Annotated in this window: 25 protein-coding genes and 1 tRNA gene; 10 read left to right on the forward strand and 16 right to left on the reverse strand. The window is 24.0% G+C overall.

Annotated elements, in window-relative coordinates; all coding sequences use genetic code 11:
* The first annotated feature begins 80 nt into the window (after positions 1–80).
* Genes rsmA through H0H51_RS00970 form a run of 3 tightly spaced genes read left to right on the forward strand, consistent with a single transcriptional unit; the run spans position 81 to position 2,336 of the window.
* The gene (gene rsmA / locus H0H51_RS00960) at positions 81–857 is read left to right on the forward strand and encodes a 16S rRNA (adenine(1518)-N(6)/adenine(1519)-N(6))-dimethyltransferase RsmA (protein WP_185877001.1); all 777 of its coding nucleotides are present in this window, start codon (positions 81–83) and stop codon (positions 855–857) included.
* Complete coding sequence (locus H0H51_RS00965) at positions 854–1,729, forward strand: bifunctional 5,10-methylenetetrahydrofolate dehydrogenase/5,10-methenyltetrahydrofolate cyclohydrolase (protein ID WP_185877002.1); 876 nt, start codon at positions 854–856, stop codon at positions 1,727–1,729. Before rsmA ends, H0H51_RS00965 begins: the two co-directional genes overlap by 4 nt.
* Positions 1,719–2,336 carry a 7-carboxy-7-deazaguanine synthase QueE gene (locus H0H51_RS00970; RefSeq protein ID WP_185877003.1) on the forward strand — a complete coding sequence of 206 codons (618 nt, stop codon included), beginning with the start codon at positions 1,719–1,721 and terminating at the stop codon, positions 2,334–2,336. Before H0H51_RS00965 ends, H0H51_RS00970 begins: the two co-directional genes overlap by 11 nt.
* A 16-nt stretch (positions 2,337–2,352) precedes the next feature.
* Here the strand turns inward: H0H51_RS00970 and hisIE are convergent, their stop codons facing one another.
* The 8 genes from hisIE to hisG form a co-directional block, all read right to left on the reverse strand.
* Positions 2,353–2,970, reverse strand: a complete 618-nt coding sequence (hisIE, locus tag H0H51_RS00975; RefSeq protein ID WP_185877004.1) for a bifunctional phosphoribosyl-AMP cyclohydrolase/phosphoribosyl-ATP diphosphatase HisIE — start codon at positions 2,968–2,970, stop codon at positions 2,353–2,355.
* 71 nt (positions 2,971–3,041) lie between these two features.
* The gene (gene hisF / locus H0H51_RS00980; RefSeq protein ID WP_185877005.1) at positions 3,042–3,797 is read right to left on the reverse strand and encodes an imidazole glycerol phosphate synthase subunit HisF; all 756 of its coding nucleotides are present in this window, start codon (positions 3,795–3,797) and stop codon (positions 3,042–3,044) included.
* Between the two features lie 2 nt (positions 3,798–3,799).
* Complete coding sequence (hisA, locus tag H0H51_RS00985; protein ID WP_185877006.1) at positions 3,800–4,549, reverse strand: 1-(5-phosphoribosyl)-5-[(5-phosphoribosylamino)methylideneamino]imidazole-4-carboxamide isomerase; 750 nt, start codon at positions 4,547–4,549, stop codon at positions 3,800–3,802.
* A gap of 2 nt (positions 4,550–4,551) precedes the next feature.
* Entirely contained in the window at positions 4,552–5,148 is a 597-nt protein-coding gene (hisH, locus tag H0H51_RS00990) for an imidazole glycerol phosphate synthase subunit HisH (RefSeq protein WP_185877007.1), read from the reverse strand.
* Positions 5,149–5,172: 24 nt separating this feature from the next.
* Entirely contained in the window at positions 5,173–6,339 is a 1,167-nt protein-coding gene (hisB, locus tag H0H51_RS00995; RefSeq protein ID WP_185877008.1) for a bifunctional histidinol-phosphatase/imidazoleglycerol-phosphate dehydratase HisB, read from the reverse strand.
* Between the two features lie 9 nt (positions 6,340–6,348).
* Entirely contained in the window at positions 6,349–7,479 is a 1,131-nt protein-coding gene (gene hisC, locus H0H51_RS01000; protein ID WP_185877009.1) for a histidinol-phosphate transaminase, read from the reverse strand.
* 11 nt (positions 7,480–7,490) lie between these two features.
* Positions 7,491–8,798 (reverse strand): histidinol dehydrogenase, encoded by a 1,308-nt coding sequence (hisD, locus tag H0H51_RS01005; protein WP_185877010.1) that lies wholly within the window; start codon positions 8,796–8,798, stop codon positions 7,491–7,493.
* Between the two features lie 17 nt (positions 8,799–8,815).
* On the reverse strand, positions 8,816–9,673 hold the full coding sequence (gene hisG / locus H0H51_RS01010; RefSeq protein ID WP_185877108.1) for an ATP phosphoribosyltransferase: 858 nt from the start codon (positions 9,671–9,673) through the stop codon (positions 8,816–8,818).
* 171 nt (positions 9,674–9,844) lie between these two features.
* Here hisG and H0H51_RS01015 point away from each other — a divergent pair, with 171 nt between their 5' ends.
* Positions 9,845–10,606, forward strand: coding sequence for an exodeoxyribonuclease III (locus H0H51_RS01015; protein ID WP_185877011.1), 762 nt, complete (start codon positions 9,845–9,847; stop codon positions 10,604–10,606).
* Between the two features lie 51 nt (positions 10,607–10,657).
* Here H0H51_RS01015 and H0H51_RS01020 read toward each other — a convergent pair.
* Positions 10,658–10,730: transfer RNA gene (locus H0H51_RS01020), tRNA-Lys, on the reverse strand.
* A 76-nt stretch (positions 10,731–10,806) separates the two neighbouring features.
* On the opposite strand from H0H51_RS01020, the gene H0H51_RS01025 reads away from it, so the two are divergent.
* The 4 genes from H0H51_RS01025 (at position 10,807) to H0H51_RS01040 (ending at position 14,452) form a co-directional block, all read left to right on the forward strand.
* Positions 10,807–11,331, forward strand: a complete 525-nt coding sequence (locus H0H51_RS01025; RefSeq protein WP_185877012.1) for a shikimate kinase — start codon at positions 10,807–10,809, stop codon at positions 11,329–11,331.
* Positions 11,318–12,661, forward strand: coding sequence for a tRNA lysidine(34) synthetase TilS (tilS, locus tag H0H51_RS01030; protein WP_185877013.1), 1,344 nt, complete (start codon positions 11,318–11,320; stop codon positions 12,659–12,661). The genes H0H51_RS01025 and tilS overlap by 14 nt, the downstream gene beginning before the upstream one ends.
* A gap of 70 nt (positions 12,662–12,731) precedes the next feature.
* Complete coding sequence (gene serC, locus H0H51_RS01035; RefSeq protein WP_185877014.1) at positions 12,732–13,799, forward strand: 3-phosphoserine/phosphohydroxythreonine transaminase; 1,068 nt, start codon at positions 12,732–12,734, stop codon at positions 13,797–13,799.
* Entirely contained in the window at positions 13,796–14,452 is a 657-nt protein-coding gene (locus tag H0H51_RS01040) for a YggS family pyridoxal phosphate-dependent enzyme (RefSeq protein ID WP_185877015.1), read from the forward strand. The genes serC and H0H51_RS01040 overlap by 4 nt, the downstream gene beginning before the upstream one ends.
* On the opposite strand, the gene trpA is transcribed toward H0H51_RS01040, so the two are convergent.
* The 7 genes from trpA to H0H51_RS01075 are packed head-to-tail and all read right to left on the reverse strand — an operon-like array spanning position 14,439 to position 20,868.
* The gene (trpA, locus tag H0H51_RS01045; RefSeq protein WP_185877016.1) at positions 14,439–15,212 is read right to left on the reverse strand and encodes a tryptophan synthase subunit alpha; all 774 of its coding nucleotides are present in this window, start codon (positions 15,210–15,212) and stop codon (positions 14,439–14,441) included. The genes H0H51_RS01040 and trpA overlap by 14 nt on opposite strands.
* Complete coding sequence (gene trpB / locus H0H51_RS01050; RefSeq protein ID WP_185877017.1) at positions 15,205–16,407, reverse strand: tryptophan synthase subunit beta; 1,203 nt, start codon at positions 16,405–16,407, stop codon at positions 15,205–15,207. The genes trpA and trpB overlap by 8 nt, the downstream gene beginning before the upstream one ends.
* The gene (gene trpF / locus H0H51_RS03035) at positions 16,404–17,036 is read right to left on the reverse strand and encodes a phosphoribosylanthranilate isomerase (RefSeq protein WP_185877018.1); all 633 of its coding nucleotides are present in this window, start codon (positions 17,034–17,036) and stop codon (positions 16,404–16,406) included. Before trpF ends, trpB begins: the two co-directional genes overlap by 4 nt.
* Entirely contained in the window at positions 17,037–17,852 is an 816-nt protein-coding gene (locus H0H51_RS01060) for an indole-3-glycerol phosphate synthase TrpC (RefSeq protein ID WP_185877019.1), read from the reverse strand.
* On the reverse strand, positions 17,849–18,853 hold the full coding sequence (gene trpD / locus H0H51_RS01065) for an anthranilate phosphoribosyltransferase (protein ID WP_185877020.1): 1,005 nt from the start codon (positions 18,851–18,853) through the stop codon (positions 17,849–17,851). Before trpD ends, H0H51_RS01060 begins: the two co-directional genes overlap by 4 nt.
* A gap of 2 nt (positions 18,854–18,855) precedes the next feature.
* The gene (locus tag H0H51_RS01070) at positions 18,856–19,437 is read right to left on the reverse strand and encodes an anthranilate synthase component II (protein ID WP_185877021.1); all 582 of its coding nucleotides are present in this window, start codon (positions 19,435–19,437) and stop codon (positions 18,856–18,858) included.
* Between the two features lie 9 nt (positions 19,438–19,446).
* Positions 19,447–20,868, reverse strand: a complete 1,422-nt coding sequence (locus H0H51_RS01075) for an anthranilate synthase component I family protein (protein ID WP_185877022.1) — start codon at positions 20,866–20,868, stop codon at positions 19,447–19,449.
* A gap of 514 nt (positions 20,869–21,382) precedes the next feature.
* On the opposite strand from H0H51_RS01075, the gene H0H51_RS01080 reads away from it, so the two are divergent.
* Together H0H51_RS01080 and gcvH are read left to right on the forward strand one after the other, a co-directional pair.
* On the forward strand, positions 21,383–22,072 hold the full coding sequence (locus tag H0H51_RS01080; protein ID WP_238784235.1) for a glycoside hydrolase family 73 protein: 690 nt from the start codon (positions 21,383–21,385) through the stop codon (positions 22,070–22,072).
* Between the two features lie 65 nt (positions 22,073–22,137).
* Entirely contained in the window at positions 22,138–22,542 is a 405-nt protein-coding gene (gene gcvH, locus H0H51_RS01085; RefSeq protein ID WP_185877024.1) for a glycine cleavage system protein GcvH, read from the forward strand.
* Positions 22,543–22,588 lie beyond the last annotated feature (46 nt).

Below are 22,588 nucleotides of genomic sequence, written 5' to 3' on the forward strand. Positions count from 1 at the left end.
AAAAAAATGTAAAATATTTATTATTGCAATAATTTTTATAATACAAGATACAAATAAAATTTTCTATATTTGCATACAAAATGTGTAAGTTTTTTTTTAAAGATTGTAAAAAATTTGATCAATATTTCTTAAAAGATAAAAATGTAGCTAAGAAAATTGTAAAAAATCTTTCTTTTCAAGACTATACCACAGTAGTAGAAATAGGTCCTGGATTAGGAATGTTAACTCAATATCTATTAAATCGCCACAATCAAACTTTTTTAATAGAAATTGACAAAGAATTAATTTTTTATTTGAAAAATAAATTCTCCATTTCTAATAAAAAAATTATTCACAAAAATTTTTTAGAATGGAATCCAAAAGAACTTAACTTGCATAAGTTCGCAATTATTGGCAATTTTCCTTATAGCATTTCTTCTAAAATATTGTTTCATATATTAAAATATAATCAACACATAATAGAATGTGTTGGAATGTTTCAAAAAGAAGTTGTAAAACGAATTATTTCTAATAAAAAAGAAAAAAATTACGGAATTTTATCAGTTTTAATGCAAGCATTTTATGATATAAAATATCTTTTTACTGTTACTAATAAAGTTTTTACTCCTGTACCAAATGTACAGTCAGCAGTTCTTATTTTAAGAAAAAAAAAAGATATTATTTCCTGTAACAAAAATTTATTATTTAAATGTGTAAAAACAGCTTTTAATCAAAGAAGAAAGAAATTAAAAAATTCTTTACAGTTATTTAATCATAATCCCAATTTTTATAAAATACCATTTTTGAATAAAAGAGCTGAAGAACTTTCTGCAAAAGAATTCCTTCAATTAACAAAAGAAATAGAAATTAAAATATGACTAAGTTATTAAATGGAAATCAATTAGCAACAGAAATTAGAAAAGAAATTTCTAACGAGATAGAGAAAAATTTTATAAAAAAAAATAGAAAAGTTCCACATCTTGGAATTATATTAACAGGAACTAATAAATCTAGCATAAGATATGTAAATAATAAACTTAAAGAATGCAAAAATATTGGGATAAAATCTTCTTTAGTTCATTTACCGGAAAAATGTTTAGAAGATAGATTATTAAAAGAAATTCATAATATGAATAATAATCCATTAATAGATGGTTTTATTGTCCAGTTGCCTCTTGAAAAACATATCAATCAAGATAAAATAATTTTATCTATAAATCCAAAAAAAGATGTAGACGGATTTCATCCTGAAAATTTTGGTAAAATGTCTTTAAATATGAAATCATTTTTTCCTGCAACTGCATTAGGAATATTAACTCTTCTAGAAAGAAATAGAATTGAAATTTCTGGAAAACACACCGTAGTAATTGGAAGAAGTAGAATAGTAGGATTTCCTATTAGTATTCTAATGGGCAGAAAAATGAATTTTGGAAATAGTACAGTTACATTGACTCATAGTTATACTCCTAATATAGAGAATTATACAAAAAACGCTGACATAATCATAGTTTCAGTTGGAATTCCAAAATTTATTAAAGGAAAAATGATAAAAAAAGGATCAGTTATTATAGATGTAGGAATAAATACTAGTAAAATTGATGAAAATAAAATATTAGGAGATGTTGATTTTCATAGTGTTTATGGAAAAGCATCTTACTTAACACCTGTTCCAGGTGGAGTCGGACCTATGACTAGAGTTATGTTATTAAAAAATACTTTAATAGCTGCATTAAATAATAATGAAAACTAAAGAAATTAATTTTCCTATAAAGGAATCTTTTTATTCTATTCAAGGAGAAGGTTTTTATCATGGAATGTCTGCATATTTTATTCGTTTTGAAGGCTGTAATGTAAAATGTAATTGGTGTGACACAAAAGAAAGTTGGAAAATAAAAAAAAATGATTTTATTTCAATTAATAAAATCGTTAACGATATTAATGATTCTTCAGTAAAAAATATTGTCATTACTGGAGGAGAACCTATGATGTGGAATTTAAATCCTTTAATAAAAACTCTTAAAGAAAGAGGTTATCATACTCATATAGAAACATCAGGAGTTTATCCAATAGATAAAAAATATATAGATTGGATTACCGTTTCTCCAAAAAAAATAAAACCTCCTTTAAAAGAAAACTATAAAAAAATAAATGAATTAAAAATTGTAATTTCCGATGAAAAAGACTTTCTTTTTGCAGAAGAACAATCTATTTATGTTAAAAAAACTAGATGTTTTCTATTTTTACAACCTGAATGGAATAATTTCTCCAAAATTTTCCCAAAAATAATTTCATATATAAAAAAAAATCCAAAATGGAGAATATCGCTCCAAGTTCATAAAATGCTAAATATTCCTTAATTTAAAAATCAACTTATTAAATTGTTATATGTCTATTTTTTAGGATTTTAATAACATCTCGTATAAAAAAACCTTTTTCTTGTAAAAGAATAAGATAATGAAAAAGTAAGTCTGCAGATTCGTTTAAAAATAAATTTTTATTATTATCTTTGGATTCTATAATTAATTCTACAGCTTCTTCTCCTAATTTTTGAGATATTTTATTAATTCCTTTTTTTGATAATTGATATATATAAGAATTTTCTTTTTTTTGGATTTTTCTATCAAAAATTATTTCTTCTAAAAAGAATAAAAAATTTTTTCTATTAATTTCTTTCCAACAAGTATCTGATCCAGTATGACAAACAGAACCCACTGGATCTACTTTAATTAATAAAGTATCTTTATCACAATCTATTAAAACTTTTTTAATAAAAAGATAATTATTACTAATTTCACCTTTAGTCCACAATCTTTTTTTGGATCTACTATAAAAGGTCACTTTTTTTTCAGAAATACTTTTCTGATAAGCTTCTTTATTCATATAGCCTAACATTAAAACTTTACCTGTTTTTTCATCTTGAATAATTGCAGGAATCAATTTTTTCCTTAAAAAATTGATTCCTGATTTTTCTAGAGAACATTCTTTTTTCATTAACAATTCAATATTATAATTATATTATGTTTTCCAAACATTCGTTACATTCATTCGTTAATACTTAATATTTATTTTCTCATTGGAATATGAAAATTGTTTAAATAATTTTTCAATTTTGGAATTTCTATTTCCCTATAATGAAATATACTTGCAGCTAACGCTGCGTCTGCCTTTCCAATTTGGAAAATTTTATAGAAATCTTCTAATTTTCCAGCACCTCCAGAAGCAATAACTGGAATAGAAACATTTTCTGATATATTTCTAGTAATATCTAAAGCAAATCCACTTTTTGTTCCATCATGATTCATTGAAGTTAATAGTATTTCTCCCACTCCTCTACTGGAAGCTTCTCTAGCCCAATCTAAAGTTTTAATGTTTGTAGAGATTCTTCCTCCATTCAAATATACCCACCATTCATTATTTTCGTATTTAGTGTCAATAGCTAATACAATACATTGACTTCCAAATCTTTTTGATAACCTTTCTAAAAGATTAGGTTTTTTAACAGCTGCAGTGTTAATAGATATTTTATCTGCACCTGCATTTAATAATAGCTCAACATCTTTTTCTTTTTGAATACCACCTCCAACTGTAAAAGGGATATTAATATGACTAGAAATACTTTTTACCAAACTAATTAATGTTTTACGTTTTTCATTGGTAGCTGTAATATCTAAAAATATTAATTCATCCGCTCCTTGCTTCGTATACCAACAAACTAATTTAATTGGATCTCCAGCATCTTTTAGATTTTTAAAATTAATACCTTTTACTGTTCTTCCATTTTTTATATCTAAACAAGGAATAATACGTTTGGTTAACATATTTAATTATTGTTATTATTCTTTTTTTTTAATATCCAATTACTAAGTTCTGATAATGATATTTTATTTTCATATATTGCTTTTCCAATGATAACCCCCCTGCAACCTAATTTAAACAACTTATCTACATCTTCTATATTTCTAATTCCTCCACTTGCTATAAATTCAATACTTGGAAAATATTGAATAGTTTCTTTATATAAAGAAAAAGAAGGTCCATTTAAAACTCCATCTTTAGATATATCTGTACAAAAAATTTTTTTTATCCCATGATTTTTTTTTTCTTCTAAAAAATCAAAAAATGGAATATCAAAAAATTGGGTCCATCCGTTAGTCGCAATTTTATTATCTTTAACATCCACTCCTAATAAAATTTTTTCTTTTCCATAAATATGAACCAATTCTTTTAAAAAAATTGGTTTTTTAACAGCAATACTTCCTACAGTTGCTATATGTCCTCCACTTTCAAATACAGAACGAACATCATCTTTAGTATGAATACCTCCCCCAAAATCTATAACTAGATTAGTTCGTTTAGCTATTTTCTCTAAAATTTTCCAATGTACTACTTTCCCTTTTCTTGCTCCATCTAAATCTACTAAATGAAGCCTAGATATTCCATTATTCTCTAATAAAAAGGCGACTTCTAATGGATCATTATTATAAATTTTTTTTTCTTTAAAATCACCTCTCGTTAAACGAACGCATTTTCCATCAATTAAATCTATGGCTATTATAATATCATTACTCATTACTAATCATTTAATTTTATAAAGTTTTCTAATATTTTATGTCCTACATAAGAAGATTTTTCTGGATGAAACTGAACAGCATAAAAATTTTTCTTTTGTAAAGCCGCACTATAAGAAAGTATATATTCTGTTTTTGCAGTTGTGTATTGCCCCAAAGGGGCGTAATAACTATGAACAAAATATTGATAACTTCCATCTGGAATATTTTTAAATAATGGTCCCTTCAAATTATGGATATTATTCCAACCTATTTGAGGAATCTTATTTTTTTTATCTTTCGATTGAAATTTTTTTACCAATAAATCAAAAATTCCTATACATGTAGTATCACTTTCTTCTGAGTGTTTACATAATAATTGCATTCCCAAACATATTCCTAACACTGGTTGCTCTAATTCGGACAAAAGTATATCTAATTTTCTTTCTTTTAAATACTTCATAGCAAAATGAGCTTCTCCTACTCCTGGTAAAATAATTTTTTCCGCATTTTTAATAGATTCTTTAGAATCCGTTACTTTCGCTTTTATTCCTATTCTTTCCAAAGAAAAAAGAACTGATTGAACATTTCCAGCAGGATATTTTATAATAATTGTCTTCATAATTTTTCACTCAAAATTTTATCTCTACAATAAACCTTTAGAACTAGGTATTCTATTATTAGAATAATTTTTTTTCATCGCCATTTTAATAGATTTTGCAAAACACTTAAAAATAGATTCTATTTTATGATGTTCATTTTTTCCTTTAGAATGAATATATAAATTGCATTTTGCAGATAGGGAAAAAGATTTGAAAAAATGATAAAACATCTCCGTAGGAACTTTTCCTATTTTTTCTCTAAAAAATTTTACTTTCCAAATTAATTGACTTCTTCCTCCAAGATCTAATGCAACTGTAGATAAACTATCATCCATAGGAATTAAATAAAATCCATATCTTTCTATTCCTTTTTTATTTTCTAATAATTGGGAAAAAATTTCACCTAAAGCAATTCCAGTATCTTCTATAGTATGATGTTCATCTATATAAAGGTCTCCCTTTGTTTGAATATTTAAATCTATAGAACTGTGAAATGCTATTTGTTGTAAAAGATGATCAAAAAATCCTAATCCTGTTTTTATATTGGACCGTCCTTTTCCATTTAAAAAAATGGATATTTTAACTTTTGTTTCTAAAGTAGTACGACTATGTACTAATTTTTTATTAGGTAAAGATGATAAATAATCATAAATTCTTTCCCATTTATTTGTTTTTAAAGATATGACTTCTTTCAAATCTTTACTTTTTAAAGTAATAAAATAATCATTTTCTTCTTTTGTCAACTTTTTAAAATTGTTGTTCTCTTTAATCCATATGGATTTACATCCCATATTCTTAGCAAGAAGAACATCAGTTAAACGATCCCCTATAACAAAAGATTCAGAAATATTGTATAAATCCGATTTTAAATAAGGAATTAACATTCCTATTCCAGGTTTTCTAGTAGAAGTTTTTTCTTCTGGAAAAGTTTTATCTATATGAACAGAAGAAAAGTTAATTCCCTCTGTTTTTAAAATATTTAAAATATGATTATGAATAGGCCAAAATTTTTTTTCAGGAAATGCATCTGTACCTAAACCATCTTGGTTGGTAACCATCACTAAATTGTAATTCAACTCTTGTACTATTTTTGATAAATAGAATATTACTTTTGGATAAAAAAAAATTTTTTCAATAGTATCAATTTGATATGTAGGAGGAATTTCTCGTATTATAGTTCCGTCTCTATCAATGAATAATACTTTTTTCATTATTGTATTTTATTTTTGATTGAATTGAGGATACTTGTTAATTTTATTTATTAAATATTTATTTTCTTTATGGGTTCCTATTGTGATTCTTAAACAATTATTGCATAAAACAATTTTTGAACGATCTCTAACAAGAATTTTTTGTTTCATTAAATATTGGTATAGGTTGTATGATGAAATATTAGTTTTTGTTTTTATTAACAAAAAATTAGCGGAACTAGGATATACTTTTTTTACAATAGGAATTTTTTTTAATGATTCTTCCATATATTTTCTCTCTAAAAGAATATTTTTTAAATGATAAAAAAATAAATCTTTATTTTCAAGAGCTTTAATAGCTATTTTTTGAGAATTAAGGCTGATATTATATGGATGTTTTATTTTATTCATCCATTTAATAATTTCTTCAGAAGCAATAGCTATTCCAATTCTTAATCCCGCTAATCCCCAAGATTTAGACAGTGTTTGTAAAATAATTAGATTTGGAAAATCTTCAATTTCATCTGAAAAGGATTTCTGACTTGAAAAATCAATATAAGCTTCATCTAGAACAACAATTCCTGAAAATTTTTTTATAATAAATTTAATATCTTTTCTTTTTATATCATTTCCTGTAGGATTATTTGGAGAACAAATAAATATAATCTTACTATATTTATCATTCATTGAATTTTCTATTTTTCTTAAATTCAATTGATACTTTTCTGTAAGAAGAATTTTAATTATATCTATTCCATGAGTTTTTCCACTTACTTCATACATTCCATAGGTAGGAGGAAAAATAATAGCATGATCCACTTCTGGACGAGAAAAAATTCTGTAAATTAAATCAATAATTTCGTCGCTACCATTTCCTAAGAAAATTTTTGATATCGAAATATTTTTTAAATCAGATATTTTTTTTTTCAATTCCTTTTGAAAAGGATCTGGATATCTATTATAAGAATTTAAAAAAGATAAAGGAGATCCAAAAGAATTTTCATTAGCATCTAAAAAAATAGAATCTTTATCTTTATTATGTTCTCCTCTTGCGGAAAGATAAGGATCTATATTTAAAATATTTTTTCTTATTAAAGAGTTTAAATCAAAGTTAGAACGTTTTTTTTTTTCATTATTATAACGATTATTATGAGCATTCATAGATTTATAGTTCATTTATTTAATCGAATATTAACAGATTTTTTATGTGCTATTAAACCTTCCTCAGAGGATAATATATTTACACATTCTGATAAATTTTGTAATCCTTTTCTAGATATTTTTTGAAAAGTTACTTTTTTAATAAAACTATCTATAGATAGTCCACTATAGGATTTAGCATAACCATATGTAGGTAATACATGATTTGTTCCAGAAGCATAGTCTCCAACACTAACTGGAGAATAATTTCCCAGAAACACAGATCCAGCATTAATTACTTTTTTACTCCAATAGGATAAATTATGACAATTGATAATTAAATGTTCTGGAGCTATTTGGTTTATTAAATTCATACATTCTTTTAAAGATGATAAAACAATTATTTTACTTTTTTTTAAAGATTTTTTAACAATATTTTTCTTTTCATTTATATGGAAAAACTGTTTTTTCAATTCTTTTTTTACAGATCTTATCCAAGATTTATTATCTATTGTAACTAATAGAATATAACTTTCTGGATCATGCTCAGATTGAGATAATAAATCGGAAGCAACATATTCTGGATTAGCTTGATCATCAGCCATAATAACAATTTCTGATGGTCCAGCAGGCATGTCTATAGATACAATTCCTTTTTGGGATACAATTTGTTTAGCTATTGTTACATAAGAGTTTCCAGGTCCAAATATTTTATACACTGAAGGAATACTGTCTGTTCCATAAGCCATAGCAGCGATAGCTTGAACTCCTCCTATTTTATAAATACGTGATATCCCAATATATTTAGCAGTATATAAAATAGATGGATGAATATCACCATTTTTATTAGGAGGACTACATAAAATAATATTTTTGCATCCTGCTAATTTTCCAGGTATTCCCAACATCAATACAGTAGATAATAAAGGAGAAGATCCTCCAGGAATGTAAAATCCGATTTTTTCTATCGGAATAGATTTTCTCCAACAAGAAACACCTTTTATTACTTCTATTTTTGATTCTTTATGAATTTGATTCCGATGAAAACATTCTATATTCTTATATGCAATTTCTATGGATTTTTTTAATTCGTTTGAAATTTTGGTGTTTGCTTTTTGGAAATCTTTTTCTGTTACTTGAATATTTTTAATATCTATATCAACATGGTCATATATTCTAGTGTATTTTCTTACAGCTTCATTTCCAAAGTTTTTTACATCATTAATAATAGAGAAAATTGAATCTGTTAATTTAGAATCCTCTTTATAGGACGTTCTTTTTAAAAAAGATTGACATGTTTTATATGTTGGGTGAATATACACTTGAATCATATTATCCATATTTAATTATTTAATTTTTATAGTATAATTTTTTCTATTGGCAATACCAATATATCTTGAACTCCAAGCGCTTTTAAATTTTCTATAATTCCCCAAAAATTATTTTCGTTAACAACTGAATGAACAGAACTCCATTCTGAATTAGCTAAAGGAAGAATAACTGTACTTTTAACTCCTGGAAGATAAGATATTATTTTTTTTAATCGATTATTAGGAACATTTAATAGAATATATTTATTATTTTTTGCTTTTTTAACAGCTCTAATTCTAAATAATAATTTATCCATAATTAAATTTTGGGGCATTCCTAAATATAAATGGGAGGCTAAAATTGCTTCAGATTGAAGAACTGTTTCTACCTCTTTTAATCCATTCATAAATAGCGTAGATCCACTACTAACTAAATCGCAAATACAATCAGCTAATCCTATTCCAGGTGCGATTTCTACTGCTCCAGAAATTTCATGAATTTCTGCATTGATATATCTTTTTTCGAAAAATTCCTTAACTAGGAAAGGATAACTTGTTGCAATTCTTTTTCCATTTAAATCTTTTATATCATTATAAACTAGAGATTTAGGAACTGCTATAGAAAGTCTACATTTTCCAAATCCTAAAGTTTCTTTAATTTTTATTTTTTTTCTCTTTTCCAAAAGAACATTTTTTCCTATAATTCCGATATCAGCAACTCCATCTTCTAAATATTGAGGGATATCATCATCTCTTAAAAAGAGAATTTCTAATGGAAAATTAAGAGCCGTTGTTTTCAATTTATCTATACCAATATTAACTTCAATACTGCAATCTTTCAGTAATTTTATAGAGTCTTCATAAAGACGACCTGACTTTTGAATAGCTATTTTCAGTTTATCCATAAGAACATTATAGGGAAAAAATGATAAAAGCTTACTTTTGTAAGCTTTTATCATTGTAGATTAAGATTAAATTAATGCATTACGACAAATATAAAAACTATTTTGAATATTTTATATTTTACAATGTTAAATAATACAATACCAACATAATTAAAACATAATTAAAAAAATATGAAAATTATTAGTTATAATATAAATGGAATTAGATCTGGAATCAATAAAGGATTATTTGATTGGATTGAAAAAAAAAATCCTGACATTTTATGTTTGCAAGAAATAAAAGCTTTTCCAGAACAAATAAATACTAGTCATCTAGATAAACTAGGATATAATCATTATTGGTTTTCTTCAAAAAGAAAAGGATATAGTGGTGTAGGAATTCTATGTAAGAGGAAACCTCTTTTTGTAGAATATGGAATAGGATTTAATTCTATTGATCAAGAAGGAAGAGTTTTACGTATTGATTTAAAAAATTTATCAATAATTAATCTTTATTTACCATCAGGTAATAATATGGAAAAAAGATTAAATTTTAAATTTTTATTTATGAATAAATTTTTTTTATACGTAAAAAAAATTTTTAAAAAATTAAACCATCTTATTATTTGTGGAGATTATAATATTTGTCATCATGAAATAGATATTTATGACCCTGTTAAACATCAAAAAATTTCTGGATTCTTACCAGAAGAGAGAAAATGGATGACTTGTTTTATAAATTTAGGATTTATAGATAGTTTTAGAAACTACGTTAGAGAAGCACATAATTATAGTTGGTGGAGTTATCGATATAATTCTAAAATAAATAATAAAGGTTGGAGAATCGATTATATTATGGTTAGTTCTTCTTTAAAAAAAAAAATGAAAAATGCTTATTTACTTCCAAACGTTACATTTTCCGATCATTGTCCTGCTGTATTAGAGATTGATTAATAATATTGGTTAATTTAATAAAAAATAACATTTCAAAATATATATTTATAATGACCTGACTGGGATTCGAACCCAGGACCCTTACATTAAAAGTGTAATGCTCTACCAGCTGAGCTACCAGGTCTTTTTATAAAAAATCTTTATATCATAATAATCATAATATCAAATATACTATATATATACGTAAAAAATTTTTTTTTATGAAAATCACTTTGATAGGATATATGGGTTGTGGAAAAACTACTATAGGAAAAATAGTTTCTGAAAAAATGAATTTGAATTTTTATGATTTAGATTTTATTATTGTTAAAAAAGAAAAAAATTCCATTTTTAACATTTTTAAGGAAAAAGGAGAACTCTACTTCAGGAATATAGAACGTCTTATTTTAGAAAATCTATTGAAAAATAAAGATCAGTATATTTTATCTATTGGAGGAGGGACTCCCTGTTTTTATAATAATATTTATTTATTGAATAAGTATTCAATGACATTTTATTTAAAAGCAAATAGTCATACTTTATTCAAAAGATTGTTCTTAGAAAAAAATAAGAGACCTTTAATTGCCCATTTATCTAAAAATGAATTGTTTCAGTTTATCATGAAACATTTATCACAAAGAATTTTTTTTTATGAAAAATCTTATAAAAATATTAATATAAATGGAAAATCTAAAAATGATATAGCTAAAGAAATTATAAATTTTGTAAAAAATGATAACATGTAATCATTTTTTTCTTACACTTAAAAAACATTTTCTACTGCATGAAAAAGCAAAGATATGTGTTGCTCTAAGTGGAGGGTTAGATAGTATGGTCTTAATTAATTTATTACTTAGTTTTTCTAAAGTTTTTTCTTCTATTGAGTTAGAAGCAGCTCATTGTAATTTTTTATTAAGAAATGAAGAATCTTATAAAGATGAATTTTTTGTGAAAAATTTTTGTGTAGAAAAAAATATCATATGTCATATTAAACAATTTGACACTTTAAAATTTTCTAAAAAAAAGAAATTATCTATTCAAATGGCTGCTAGAAAACTTAGATATGATTGGTTTTTTGAATTATCAAAAAAAAATTTTTATAAATATATTATTTTAGGACATCATCTTAATGATTCTATAGAAACTTTTTTCATAAATATTTGCAGAGGAACCGGAATTAAAGGATTATTGGGGATTCCTGAAAAAAATGGAATATTTTTACGTCCTCTTTCTAATTTTACAAAAAAAGAGATTATGCATTACGCTAAAACAAAAAATATAAAATGGAGACCCGACAAAAGTAATAAAGAAACTAAATATTTAAGAAATGAAATACGTTTTTTTTTATCTAAATTTTCTTCTTTTTCATCTTTATTCTATAAAGGATTTAAAAAAACTATAAATCACCTTTGTGATGAAAATTATTTATTGGAAGAAAAAATAAAAAAAATATGTCATGAAATTACAATAATAAAAAAAGAAAATCCATTTTTATGGAAAATGAAATGTGATAAAATAAAAAAGTTACATCCTTTATCTTTTTATTTATTTAAATTATTTTCTCCATATGGATTTAATAATGTTGATAATTTAAAATATATAATTAATGCACAATCAGGAAAACACCTTTTATCAAAAAAGTATCAGATTATTAAAAATAGAAATGATTGTATTTTAATTTATAACAAATTTTTATTAGAAAATAAAAATAAATCATTTTTTATTTATGACATCAAAAATATTGATCAAACTTCCTTACCATTTGGTATAAGTTTTTTTTTGAATCCTAACAAAAAAGATGCAAAAAAAATGTTTCTTGTTGATTTTAATAAAATAATATTTCCATTATTATTAAGAACTTGGAGAAATGGAGATTTTTTTTTCCCATTAAACATGAATGGGAAAAAAAAATTAAGCAAACATTATAAAGATAAAAAATTTTCTATTTTAGAAAAGGAACAAACATGGTTATTAGTCAATGGAGATGGAAATATCATTTTAGTCATAAAAGATCGTTTAGATAATAGATTTAAAATATCAGAAAAAACAAAAAAAATACTAGGAATAAAAATATAATTACATAACCAGTCTTAATAATTCCAATTAGTATTTTTTTTAATTTTGGAAAGAATTAGTTATTCTATTTATGAAAGTACATAATTTCAATGCAGGTCCTTCTGTGTTACCAAAAGAAGTTATTAGAAAATCAGTTCAATCTATAATTGATTTCAATAATTCCGGATTATCTTTACTTGAAATTTCTCATAGAAGTATAGATTTTTTAGAAATAATTGAAAAAACTACTTATTTAGTGAAACGTGTGATGAATTTAAATGACGATTATTCTATTTTGTTTCTCCAAGGAGGAGCGACATTACAATTTTCAATGGTACCATATAATTTAATGAAAAAAGTAGCAGCTTATTTGGATACAGGATTTTGGGCTAATAATGCTATTAAAGAAGCAAAAAAATTTGGAAAGGTTAAAATATTATTTTCTGGAAAAGAGAAAAAATACACATACATATCAAAAAATTATGAAGTTCCATATAATGTAGACTATTTTCATTGTACATCCAACAATACAATTATTGGAACACAAATGAAAATATTTCCTAAAACATCTGTTCCAATAGTTTGTGATATGTCTTCTGATATTTTTAGTAGAAATTTAGATTTTAAACAGTTTGGTCTAATTTATGCTTCTGCTCAAAAAAATATCAGTACTGCTGGAATGACTATTGTTATAGTTAAAAAAAATATCTTAGGAAAGATGAAAAGAAAAATTCCTTCTTACATGAATTATAAAATTCATATTAAAAATGGAAGTATTTTAAATACTCCAAATGTTTTTTCTATTTATACTTCTATGTTAACTTTAGAATGGATAGAAAAAAAAGGAGGTATTTCTGTTTTAGAAAAAAAAAATGAGTATAAAGCTAAGTTATTGTATAATGAAATTGATAAAAATAATTGTTTTGAAAATAAAATACATCAAGATGATCGTTCTAATATGAATGTATCCTTTTTTTTAAAAGATATGAATTTAAAAAACGAATTTAATAAAATGTGGAAAAAAGAAAATATTATAGGATTAGATGGTCATAGATTCTTGGGTGGTTATAGAGCTAGTATATACAACGCTCTTCCATTGAAGAGTGTTAAATTTTTGATTGAAGTTATGAAAGAATTTGAAAGAAAATTTTCATCATGATAAAAAAAAGATTTTTTTATATAAAAAAATTGATTCCGAAAAATGTAAAAATTGTAGCAGTTTCTAAAAATCAAGATAATTCTTCTATAGAAGAATTATATAAATTAGGACATAGAGATTTCGGAGAAAATTATGTTCAAGAAATGGTTAAAAAATATGAAACGTTACCGAAAGATATTCGTTGGCATATGATAGGAAATATTCAAAATAATAAATTAAAATATATAATTCCTTTTATTCATTTAATTCATAGTATTAAAAAAATAGAACAAATTAAAAGAATAAATCATATTGCCTCTAAATATAATAAAATTGTTAATTGTCTTTTGCAAATAAAAATTTGTAATGAACAAAGTAAGACTGGAATGAATTATCAAGAGTCTCAAAAAATATTAGAAAGTGAAACTTATAATTCAATGCATAATGTTAAAATAGTAGGATTAATGGGAATGGCTTCTTTTCAAAAAGAATTATTAAAAATACATAATGAATTTTCGTATTTACATACTTTATATAAAAAGTACAAGAAAAAATATGGCCATTATATACTTTCTATGGGAATGAGTCAAGATTATAAAATTGCAATAAAATATGGAAGTAATCTTGTAAGGTTAGGTACTATTTTATTTGGAAAAAGATTTAATCTACAATAGATTTTATGTATTTTTTAATACTTTCTTCTAAATTATTTTTATTTAATGATTGAATAAAAGAACTTCCAATAATTCCTCCATTCGCATATTGACATGAAAAATTAAAAGTTTCCTTATCTTTTATTCCAAAACCAATTAATTTCGGAGTACTTATAGGTAATTTTTTAATTTTTTCAAAAAAAGAAATTTGTTCTTTTCCAAAGAAATCGACAATTTTTCCTGTTGTTGAATTAGAAGAGACTAAATATAAAAATCCATTAGTTATTTGACTTAAAAAAAGGATTCTAGAAGAATCCGTTTGTGGAGTAACTAGGAATATCATTGATAATGAATATTTTTTAAACAAATTTTGATATTTATTTATGAATAAGTTAACAGGAAGATCTGGAATAATTAATCCTGATACTCCTGATTTTTTACAATTTTCCAAGAAATTTTTTTCTCCAAACTTGTAAAGTTGGTTATAATATCCCATTACAATAATAGGAACCGTCATTTTATTTTTTAATTCTTTTATTTGAGAAAATAAAAGTGAAAGATTCATTCCATTTTTTAATGATATTTTATTACTATTTTGAATGACTGTGCCATCTGCTAAAGGATCAGAATAAGGAATTCCTACTTCTATTAAATCCACAGGAAGATTTTGTAAGGTATTAATTATTTTTGTTGTACTATTTATTTTTGGAAATCCAGCTGTAAAATAAATGCATAATATTCTACTATTCTTTCTTTTAAATAAATCATTTATTTTATTCATCGTAAGATAGATTTTTTGTTAAAAATTTTTCATAAACATTAATATCCTTGTCTCCTCTCCCTGATAAAATCACAACAACAGTATCTTCTTTTTTAAAAGAAATTTTTTTTAATGAAGCTAATGCATGAGCACTTTCTAAAGCTGGAATAATTCCTTCAGATCTTATCAATTCATATCCTTCTCTTAAAGCTTCTTTATCTGTAGAGTATAAAAATTTAACACGTTTTTTAATAAAAAGATTAGCAAACATAGGTCCTATTCCAGGATAGTCTAATCCAGGAGATATAGAATAAGCAGGAATAACTTGCCCATCTTCGTTTTGCAATAAAAAAGTCATACTTCCATGTAATATTCCTTTTGATCCACAATGGATAGATGCGGCAGTTTTTTTTGTTTTTATTCCATGTCCTGCAGCTTCTACTGCTATAAGATTAACAGAATCATTATCTAAGAAATGATAAAAAGATCCTGCAGCATTACTACCTCCTCCTATGCAAGCGATTACATAATTAGGATAACAAGATCCATACATTTCTTTTAATTGTATTTTAATTTCTTCACTGATAACAGATTGAATATCAGCAACCATTTGAGGATAAGGATGTGGACCAACTGTAGATCCTATTAAATAATAACTTTCTGGATGATTAATCCAGTAACGAATAGCTTCATTTACTGCGTCTTTTAATGTCTTATCTCCACTACAGACTGGAATAACTTTAGCTCCAAGAGATTTCATTCTCAGAACATTAGTATATTGACGATTTATATCTGTTTCTCCCATGAAAATAACACATTTTAAATCCATTAATGCACAAACAGTAGCTGTAGCAACTCCATGTTGTCCCGCACCTGTTTCTGCAATAATTGTTTTTTTATTTAATTGTTTTGCTAATAATGATTGACCTATAGCATTATTAATTTTATGGGATCCTGTATAATTTAAGTCTTCTCTTTTAAAAAAAATTTTGGTTTTATATTTTTTAGAATATTTTTTACAAAAAAATAGAGGGGTCGGTCTACCTACATAATTTTTTAATATTTTTTTGTATAATGTTTGAAATTGAACACTTCTAATAAAATTTTTATAATTTTTCTGTAATTCTTTTATATTGTTATATAACATTTCAGGAATAAAAGAACCTCCGAATTCTCCATAATATCCATTATCATCGACAAAAAATTTATTTTTCATGATTCTCTTATTTTTTTAATAAATTTATTAAGTAAAAAATTATCTTTTCTTCCTGGAAAAATTTCAAATTTACTGTTTAGATCAATCCCAAATATTTTTGGATGTAAGAATTTTTTAATTTTTTCAAAATCATTAATTCCAATTCCTCCACTTAAAAAAAATGGAGTTTTAAAATTATACTCTTCAAGTTTTTTCCAACAAAACTTTTTTCCACTTCCCCCATAATTAATTGTATTACTATCAAATAAAAAATAAGTACAAAAAGGAATATAATCTATGGTATTTTTAAAAGAGAAAAAATTATCTATTCTAAAAGATTTAATTATCCTTAATTTTTTTTTGAATAATTGTTTACAATAAACAGAATTTTCTGTTCCATGTAATTGAATAAAATCTAATTCATTATTTTTACTTATTCTCAGCACATTTTCTTCTGATTCATTCACAAAAACTCCAACCCTTAATATTTTTTTATCTATTATGTTTTTGGGTATAGAAAAATTATATCCAACAAATCTAAGAGATTTAGGATAAAATATAAATCCCATAAAATCGGGATACAAGTCAGAAATTTTTTGTATGTGGAATTTCATTCCACATATTTTTATTTTTAATAATTTTTTTTCCATTTAAGAAAATGATAATAAAGATTTCACAAATATTTCGCAAGCTTTTCCAGGATTTTCCTTTTTCATAAAATATTCTCCTATTAAAAAACCTTTAAATCCTTGTTTTTTTAATTCAATAATATAATTAATATTATCAATTCCACTTTCTGCAATTTTTGTATATCCTTCAGGAATTTTTTTGGATAATTTTAAACAATTTTTGAAATCTAAATTAAAAGTTTTTAGGTTTCGATTATTGATTCCTATGATATCTAAATTTTCAGTTATTTTATCTGTTTCAACTTCATCATGTATTTCTAAAATGATTTCTAAACCAATACTCTTTGCAAGTCTAGAAAAATTTTTTATTTGATTTTTAGTAAGAATATTAGCAATTAATAAAATAACATCTGCTCCTATAGCTTTAGATTCTAAAATTTGATATTCATCTATGATAAATTCTTTTCTTATTATTGGAATAGATATTGAAGAACGTACTTTTTTTATAAATTCATTTTTTCCAGAAAAAAATTTTTGATCTGTAAGTATAGATATTCCACTTACTCCTGATAATTCATAATCTTTTATTATTGTTTCCATTACAATTGGATTATCTATTATTTTTGATGATAATGACTTATTTATAATTCCTTTAGATGGAGATCGTAATTTAAACTCTGAAATAATTCCACTTTTTTTTTCCTTTAGTTTTTTAACTAATGAAAAAGGATTTCTTTCAAAGAAAAATGTTTTTTCAAGTTTATTTACAGGATTTAAAAATTTTCTTTCATATACTTCTTTTTTTTTGAAAAAAACTATTCTTTCAAGAAGATTCATAAACTCAATAATTTTTTAAGAATATTTTTTGCTTTTCCACTTTTTAAAGATTGTTTTGCTTTATCATAATTGTTTTCAAGACTATCTTTATTCATTAAGCTTAATGCAAATGTAGCATTAATCAATGAAACTTCGTTTTGAACTGAGCTTCCTTCTCCTGATAAAATCTTAATAAAGATACGGATATTTTCTTCTGTATTTTTTCCTCCTTTTAATTCATTAGGATTTATTTTTTTTTTAAATTTACCTGAAATTCTTAATAATTTTTCAACAGAAAAATATTGCTCACCTCTTGAAGAATAAAATTTTGTATCATTAGTAAGTGTTACTTCATCATAACCATCTAAACTATGAACTATAGAATAGTTATTATCTGTATTTTGATACATATAATAATATATTCTGGAAGTTTCCAAGTTATTTACTCCTAAAAATTGATTTTTTGGATTAGCTGGATTTATAATTGGACCTAAAATATTAAAAATAGTTTTAATTCCTAACCTTTTTCTTTCTTCAGTAAAACTGTTTAAAACTGGATGAAACATAGGAGCGTGTAAGTAACAGATTCCAACTTTTTCTAATTGATTTCTTAATTTTTCTTCATTATTTGTAAAATGATATCCTAATCCTTTTAATAAATTAGAAGATCCAGTTATTGATGATGAACCAAAACTTCCATGCTTAATTACTTTTTCTCCAGTTCCTGCTACTATAAAACATGCTAAAGTTGAAATATTAAATGTATTTTTTTTATCACCACCTGTTCCTACTATGTCAATAGCATTAAATTCTGAAAAATTTATTTTTATACATAATTCCATAAAAGCTTGTCTAAATCCAATCAATTCTTCTAGAGTAGGATTTCTCATGTTATATACAGTTATTATAGCTATAGCTTGAGTTTTGTTAATTTTTCCTTTTGATAATTCTATAATAATATTTTTAGCTTCTTTTCTTGTTAATGTTTTTTCTAAAAAAAGATTTTCTAATATTCTTTTCATCTTTATTCTATTTTCAACCAATTACTTATAATTTTTTCTCCATATGGAGTTAAAATAGATTCTGGGTGAAATTGTACGCCTCGAACATTATAAAATTTATGACGTAGAGCCATGATTTCTCCATTGTCTCCAATAGCTGTAATTTTGAGTTCTTTAGGAAAGTTATCCGGAGATATAATCCATGAATGATAACGACCAACTTGAATTTTTTTAGGTAACTTATGAAAAAGAATTTCTTTTGGATCTATGATTTTAATAAAGCTAGATATTCCATGATAAACTTTTTTTGTATTTAGAAGAGTAGCTCCAAACACTTCTCCTATAGCCTGTTGACCTAAACAAACTCCAAAAATGTTTTTAGTAGAAGCAAAAGTTTTTACCAAAGGTTTCAAAATGTTCGCTTCATCGGGAATTCCTGGACCTGGAGAAAGAATAATTTTATTATATTGTTCTATTTCAGAAAGTTTTATTTCATTGTTTCTGGATACTCGTACGGAAGTTTTTGTTAATTTTTTTACGACATAAACAAGATTATAAGTAAAAGAATCATAATTATCTAAAATTAGTATTTGTTCTTTATTCATAAAATTACATCATATACTTTTAGCTAAATTTATAGCTTTAAATAAAGCCATAAGTTTATTGTTTACTTCTTCTAATTCTTTTTTTTCTTTAGAATCAGAAACAACTCCTGCTCCGGCTTGAAAAAAAAGATTATTATTTTTACTTATAAAAGAACGGATAATTATGGCTGTATTAATACATGAATTATTTAATCCAAAAAATCCAATAGATCCACCATATATTCCTCTATGTTGATTTTCTATTTTATCTATCAATTCCATTGCTTTATATTTCGGAGCTCCTGATAAAGTTCCTGCAGGAAAAGTATCTCCAAATACTTTTATAACGGATGTATTATTTTCCAGTTTTCCTGATACTTTAGAAACCATATGAAGTACATGAGAAAAAACCTGAATTTCTTTGAATTTTTCTACTTTTACGTCATAAGAATTTTTACTTAAATCATTTCTTGCTAAATCTACTAACATAATATGTTCCGCATTTTCTTTAGGATTATTTGAAAGATTTTCAGATAATTTTTTATCTTTCTTCTCATTTTTTGATCTTCGTATAGTTCCTGCTATTGGATTAATATAAGCTACTTGATTATTGATAATTAATTGTGATTCCGGAGAAGCGCCAAATAATTTATAATTTCCATAGTCAAAATAAAAAAGATATGGAGAAGGATTTATAAAACGTAAAGCACGATATACATTAAATTCATCTCCTAAAAATTTTTGTTGATATTGACGAGATAATACTATTTGAAATACATCACCTCGTAAACAAGCTTTTATCCCTTTAGAAACCATTTTTTTATATTCTAAATCTGTTACATTTGAAAAATGATCTCCTATAGGATTGAATGGAAAAAAGGAAAAGTTCTTTTTTCTTACAAGTTTTAATAACTTATTAATATTAGTTTTTCTTTTAATATTAACAAATCGATGTTCAATTAATTGAATATTGTTTTTATTATGATGGAACACAATCAAATTTCTATAAAAACTAAACCGTATTTTGGGAAGATTATATATCTTTTTAATTGGAGCATAAAATTGAATATTTTCAAAGTATTGAATGCTATCATAAGAAATGTATCCATATAATCCGGAATAGGAAGAATAAGGACTAAAATCATTATCATTCTCAAATTTTTTGAAAAAATCTTCAATAAGAATTTTTACATCTAATTGGTTGGATATAGAAATATGTTTATAAACACAGTTTGGATATAATATTTGCAATCTATTTTCGTTCAGAATAAATTCAGAAACTGGATTAATGCAAAGAATAGAATAGTAATTCTTATTGTTATTCTGATAGTCAGAATATTCTAATAACATTGTATTTGGAAAAGTATCTCTCAGTTTTAAATATAATTCTATAGGTGTAGTACTATCAGATAAAATTTCTTTGTGGATAGTTCTAAAATTAAATTTAAACATGGTTTATGGTATTTTAATATGATGAAAAAAGGCCGTCCTAAAGACAAGCCTTAGCAAATATTTTGAGATAAAATTTATAATAATTATTACTCAATTAATTAATACCATTTACTTTATTTCAGAAATGACATTTACCTTAAATTGCAAAGATATATAAAATTTTTAATTATCCAGTATATATGGAATAAATGTAAAATTTAGATTATTATGTGTTACACGTTACAATAAAAAATACAAAAAATATTTTTTCTTGTATTCTTTAAATTGAAAAATTTTGAATTACAATATTTCAGTTTTTTTAAACTTAAAAATCTATTGATAATAAAATTAGATTTGAATTTTAAAAAATTACGTATTGAAAGATTTTTTTGAAAAAAATACATTTTTCATAATATATTTTTACTTAAAATTGCAATAAAATTTTAATTTTTGAATTTTTAGAATAAAAATGTAATTTTATCCACATAAACAAACAAAAAACAAAAAATAAATAATGAAAAATTATTTCTATTTCATGTTATTGTTTTTGATAAATCCATATTTTTTACTATCAAAAAATTTAGATTTAAAAGAAATGAAAAAAGAAAAAGAAATGGAAAATGTTATTGAATATGTAAAAAAATATGCTCCTTTCGCTATTGAAGAAATGAAAAAATTTGGAATACCAGCTAGTATTAAATTAGGACAAGGAATTGTAGAATCTTCTAGTGGAACTAGTCAATTGTCTAAAGCTACTAATAATCACTTTGGAATAAAGTGTGGAAAAAGTTGGATTGGTGATGTTTACTATCATGATGATGACCTTCCAAAAGAATGTTTTAGAAAATATAGTTCTGTTAAAGAATCTTTTCAAGATCATTCAAAATTATTGCAAAAACCACGTTATTCCAAATTATTTAATTTCCATAAAAATGATTACCAATCTTGGGCTGTAGGACTTAAACAAGCAGGTTATGCTACATCATTAAATTATGCAGATTTATTAATAAATCAAATAGAAAAATATTTGTTATGGAAATTTGATGAGGAAAATCCTAATGGAACAGAAGAAAAAATAAATTTATACTTAGAATCTATGATGCAAAAAAAAGATAAAAAAAATGAATCATTTTTTATGAAAAAAATGCGTTTTTTTTACAAAATTTTTTTAATGATTAAGAAAAAAATAGAACTATACAGAAAAAAAATTAATATTATATATTAAACTAATTAATTAAGTTTAAGTAATATAATAAATTAATAAATTAAGTAATTAATATCAGTTTTATTATGAGCCTAGATAATTTGAAGTATAGTAAAAATCATGAATGGGTTGGGTTTGAAGTCCAAAATAAAAAAAGTAAAATGGCTTATGTTGGAATCACTTCTTTTGCACAGAAAGAATTAGGAGATATTGTTTACTTAGATATAGATAGTAATATAATAGGAAAGAAAATTCAGAAAGAAGCTGTTTTTGGAACAATAGAAGCAGTGAAAACCGTTTCCGATTTATTTATGCCTGTTTCAGGGATTATTATTAAAATAAATGAAAAACTAATCTCTAAACCAGAAATTATTAATAATTATTCTTATGAAAAAAATTGGATGATAAAAATAGAAATTTTATTCATTGAAGAGTATGATAAATTAATGTCTTTAGAAGAATATAATCAGTACACACAAAATTCTATATAGTTTAACTTATTAAAATATCCAATTAAATAGAAATTACATTTCTCTC

The sequence above is a fragment of the Blattabacterium cuenoti genome (assembly GCF_014251995.1).
In the GTDB taxonomy this organism is placed as follows: Bacteria; Bacteroidota; Bacteroidia; order Flavobacteriales; family Blattabacteriaceae; genus Blattabacterium; species Blattabacterium cuenoti_AE.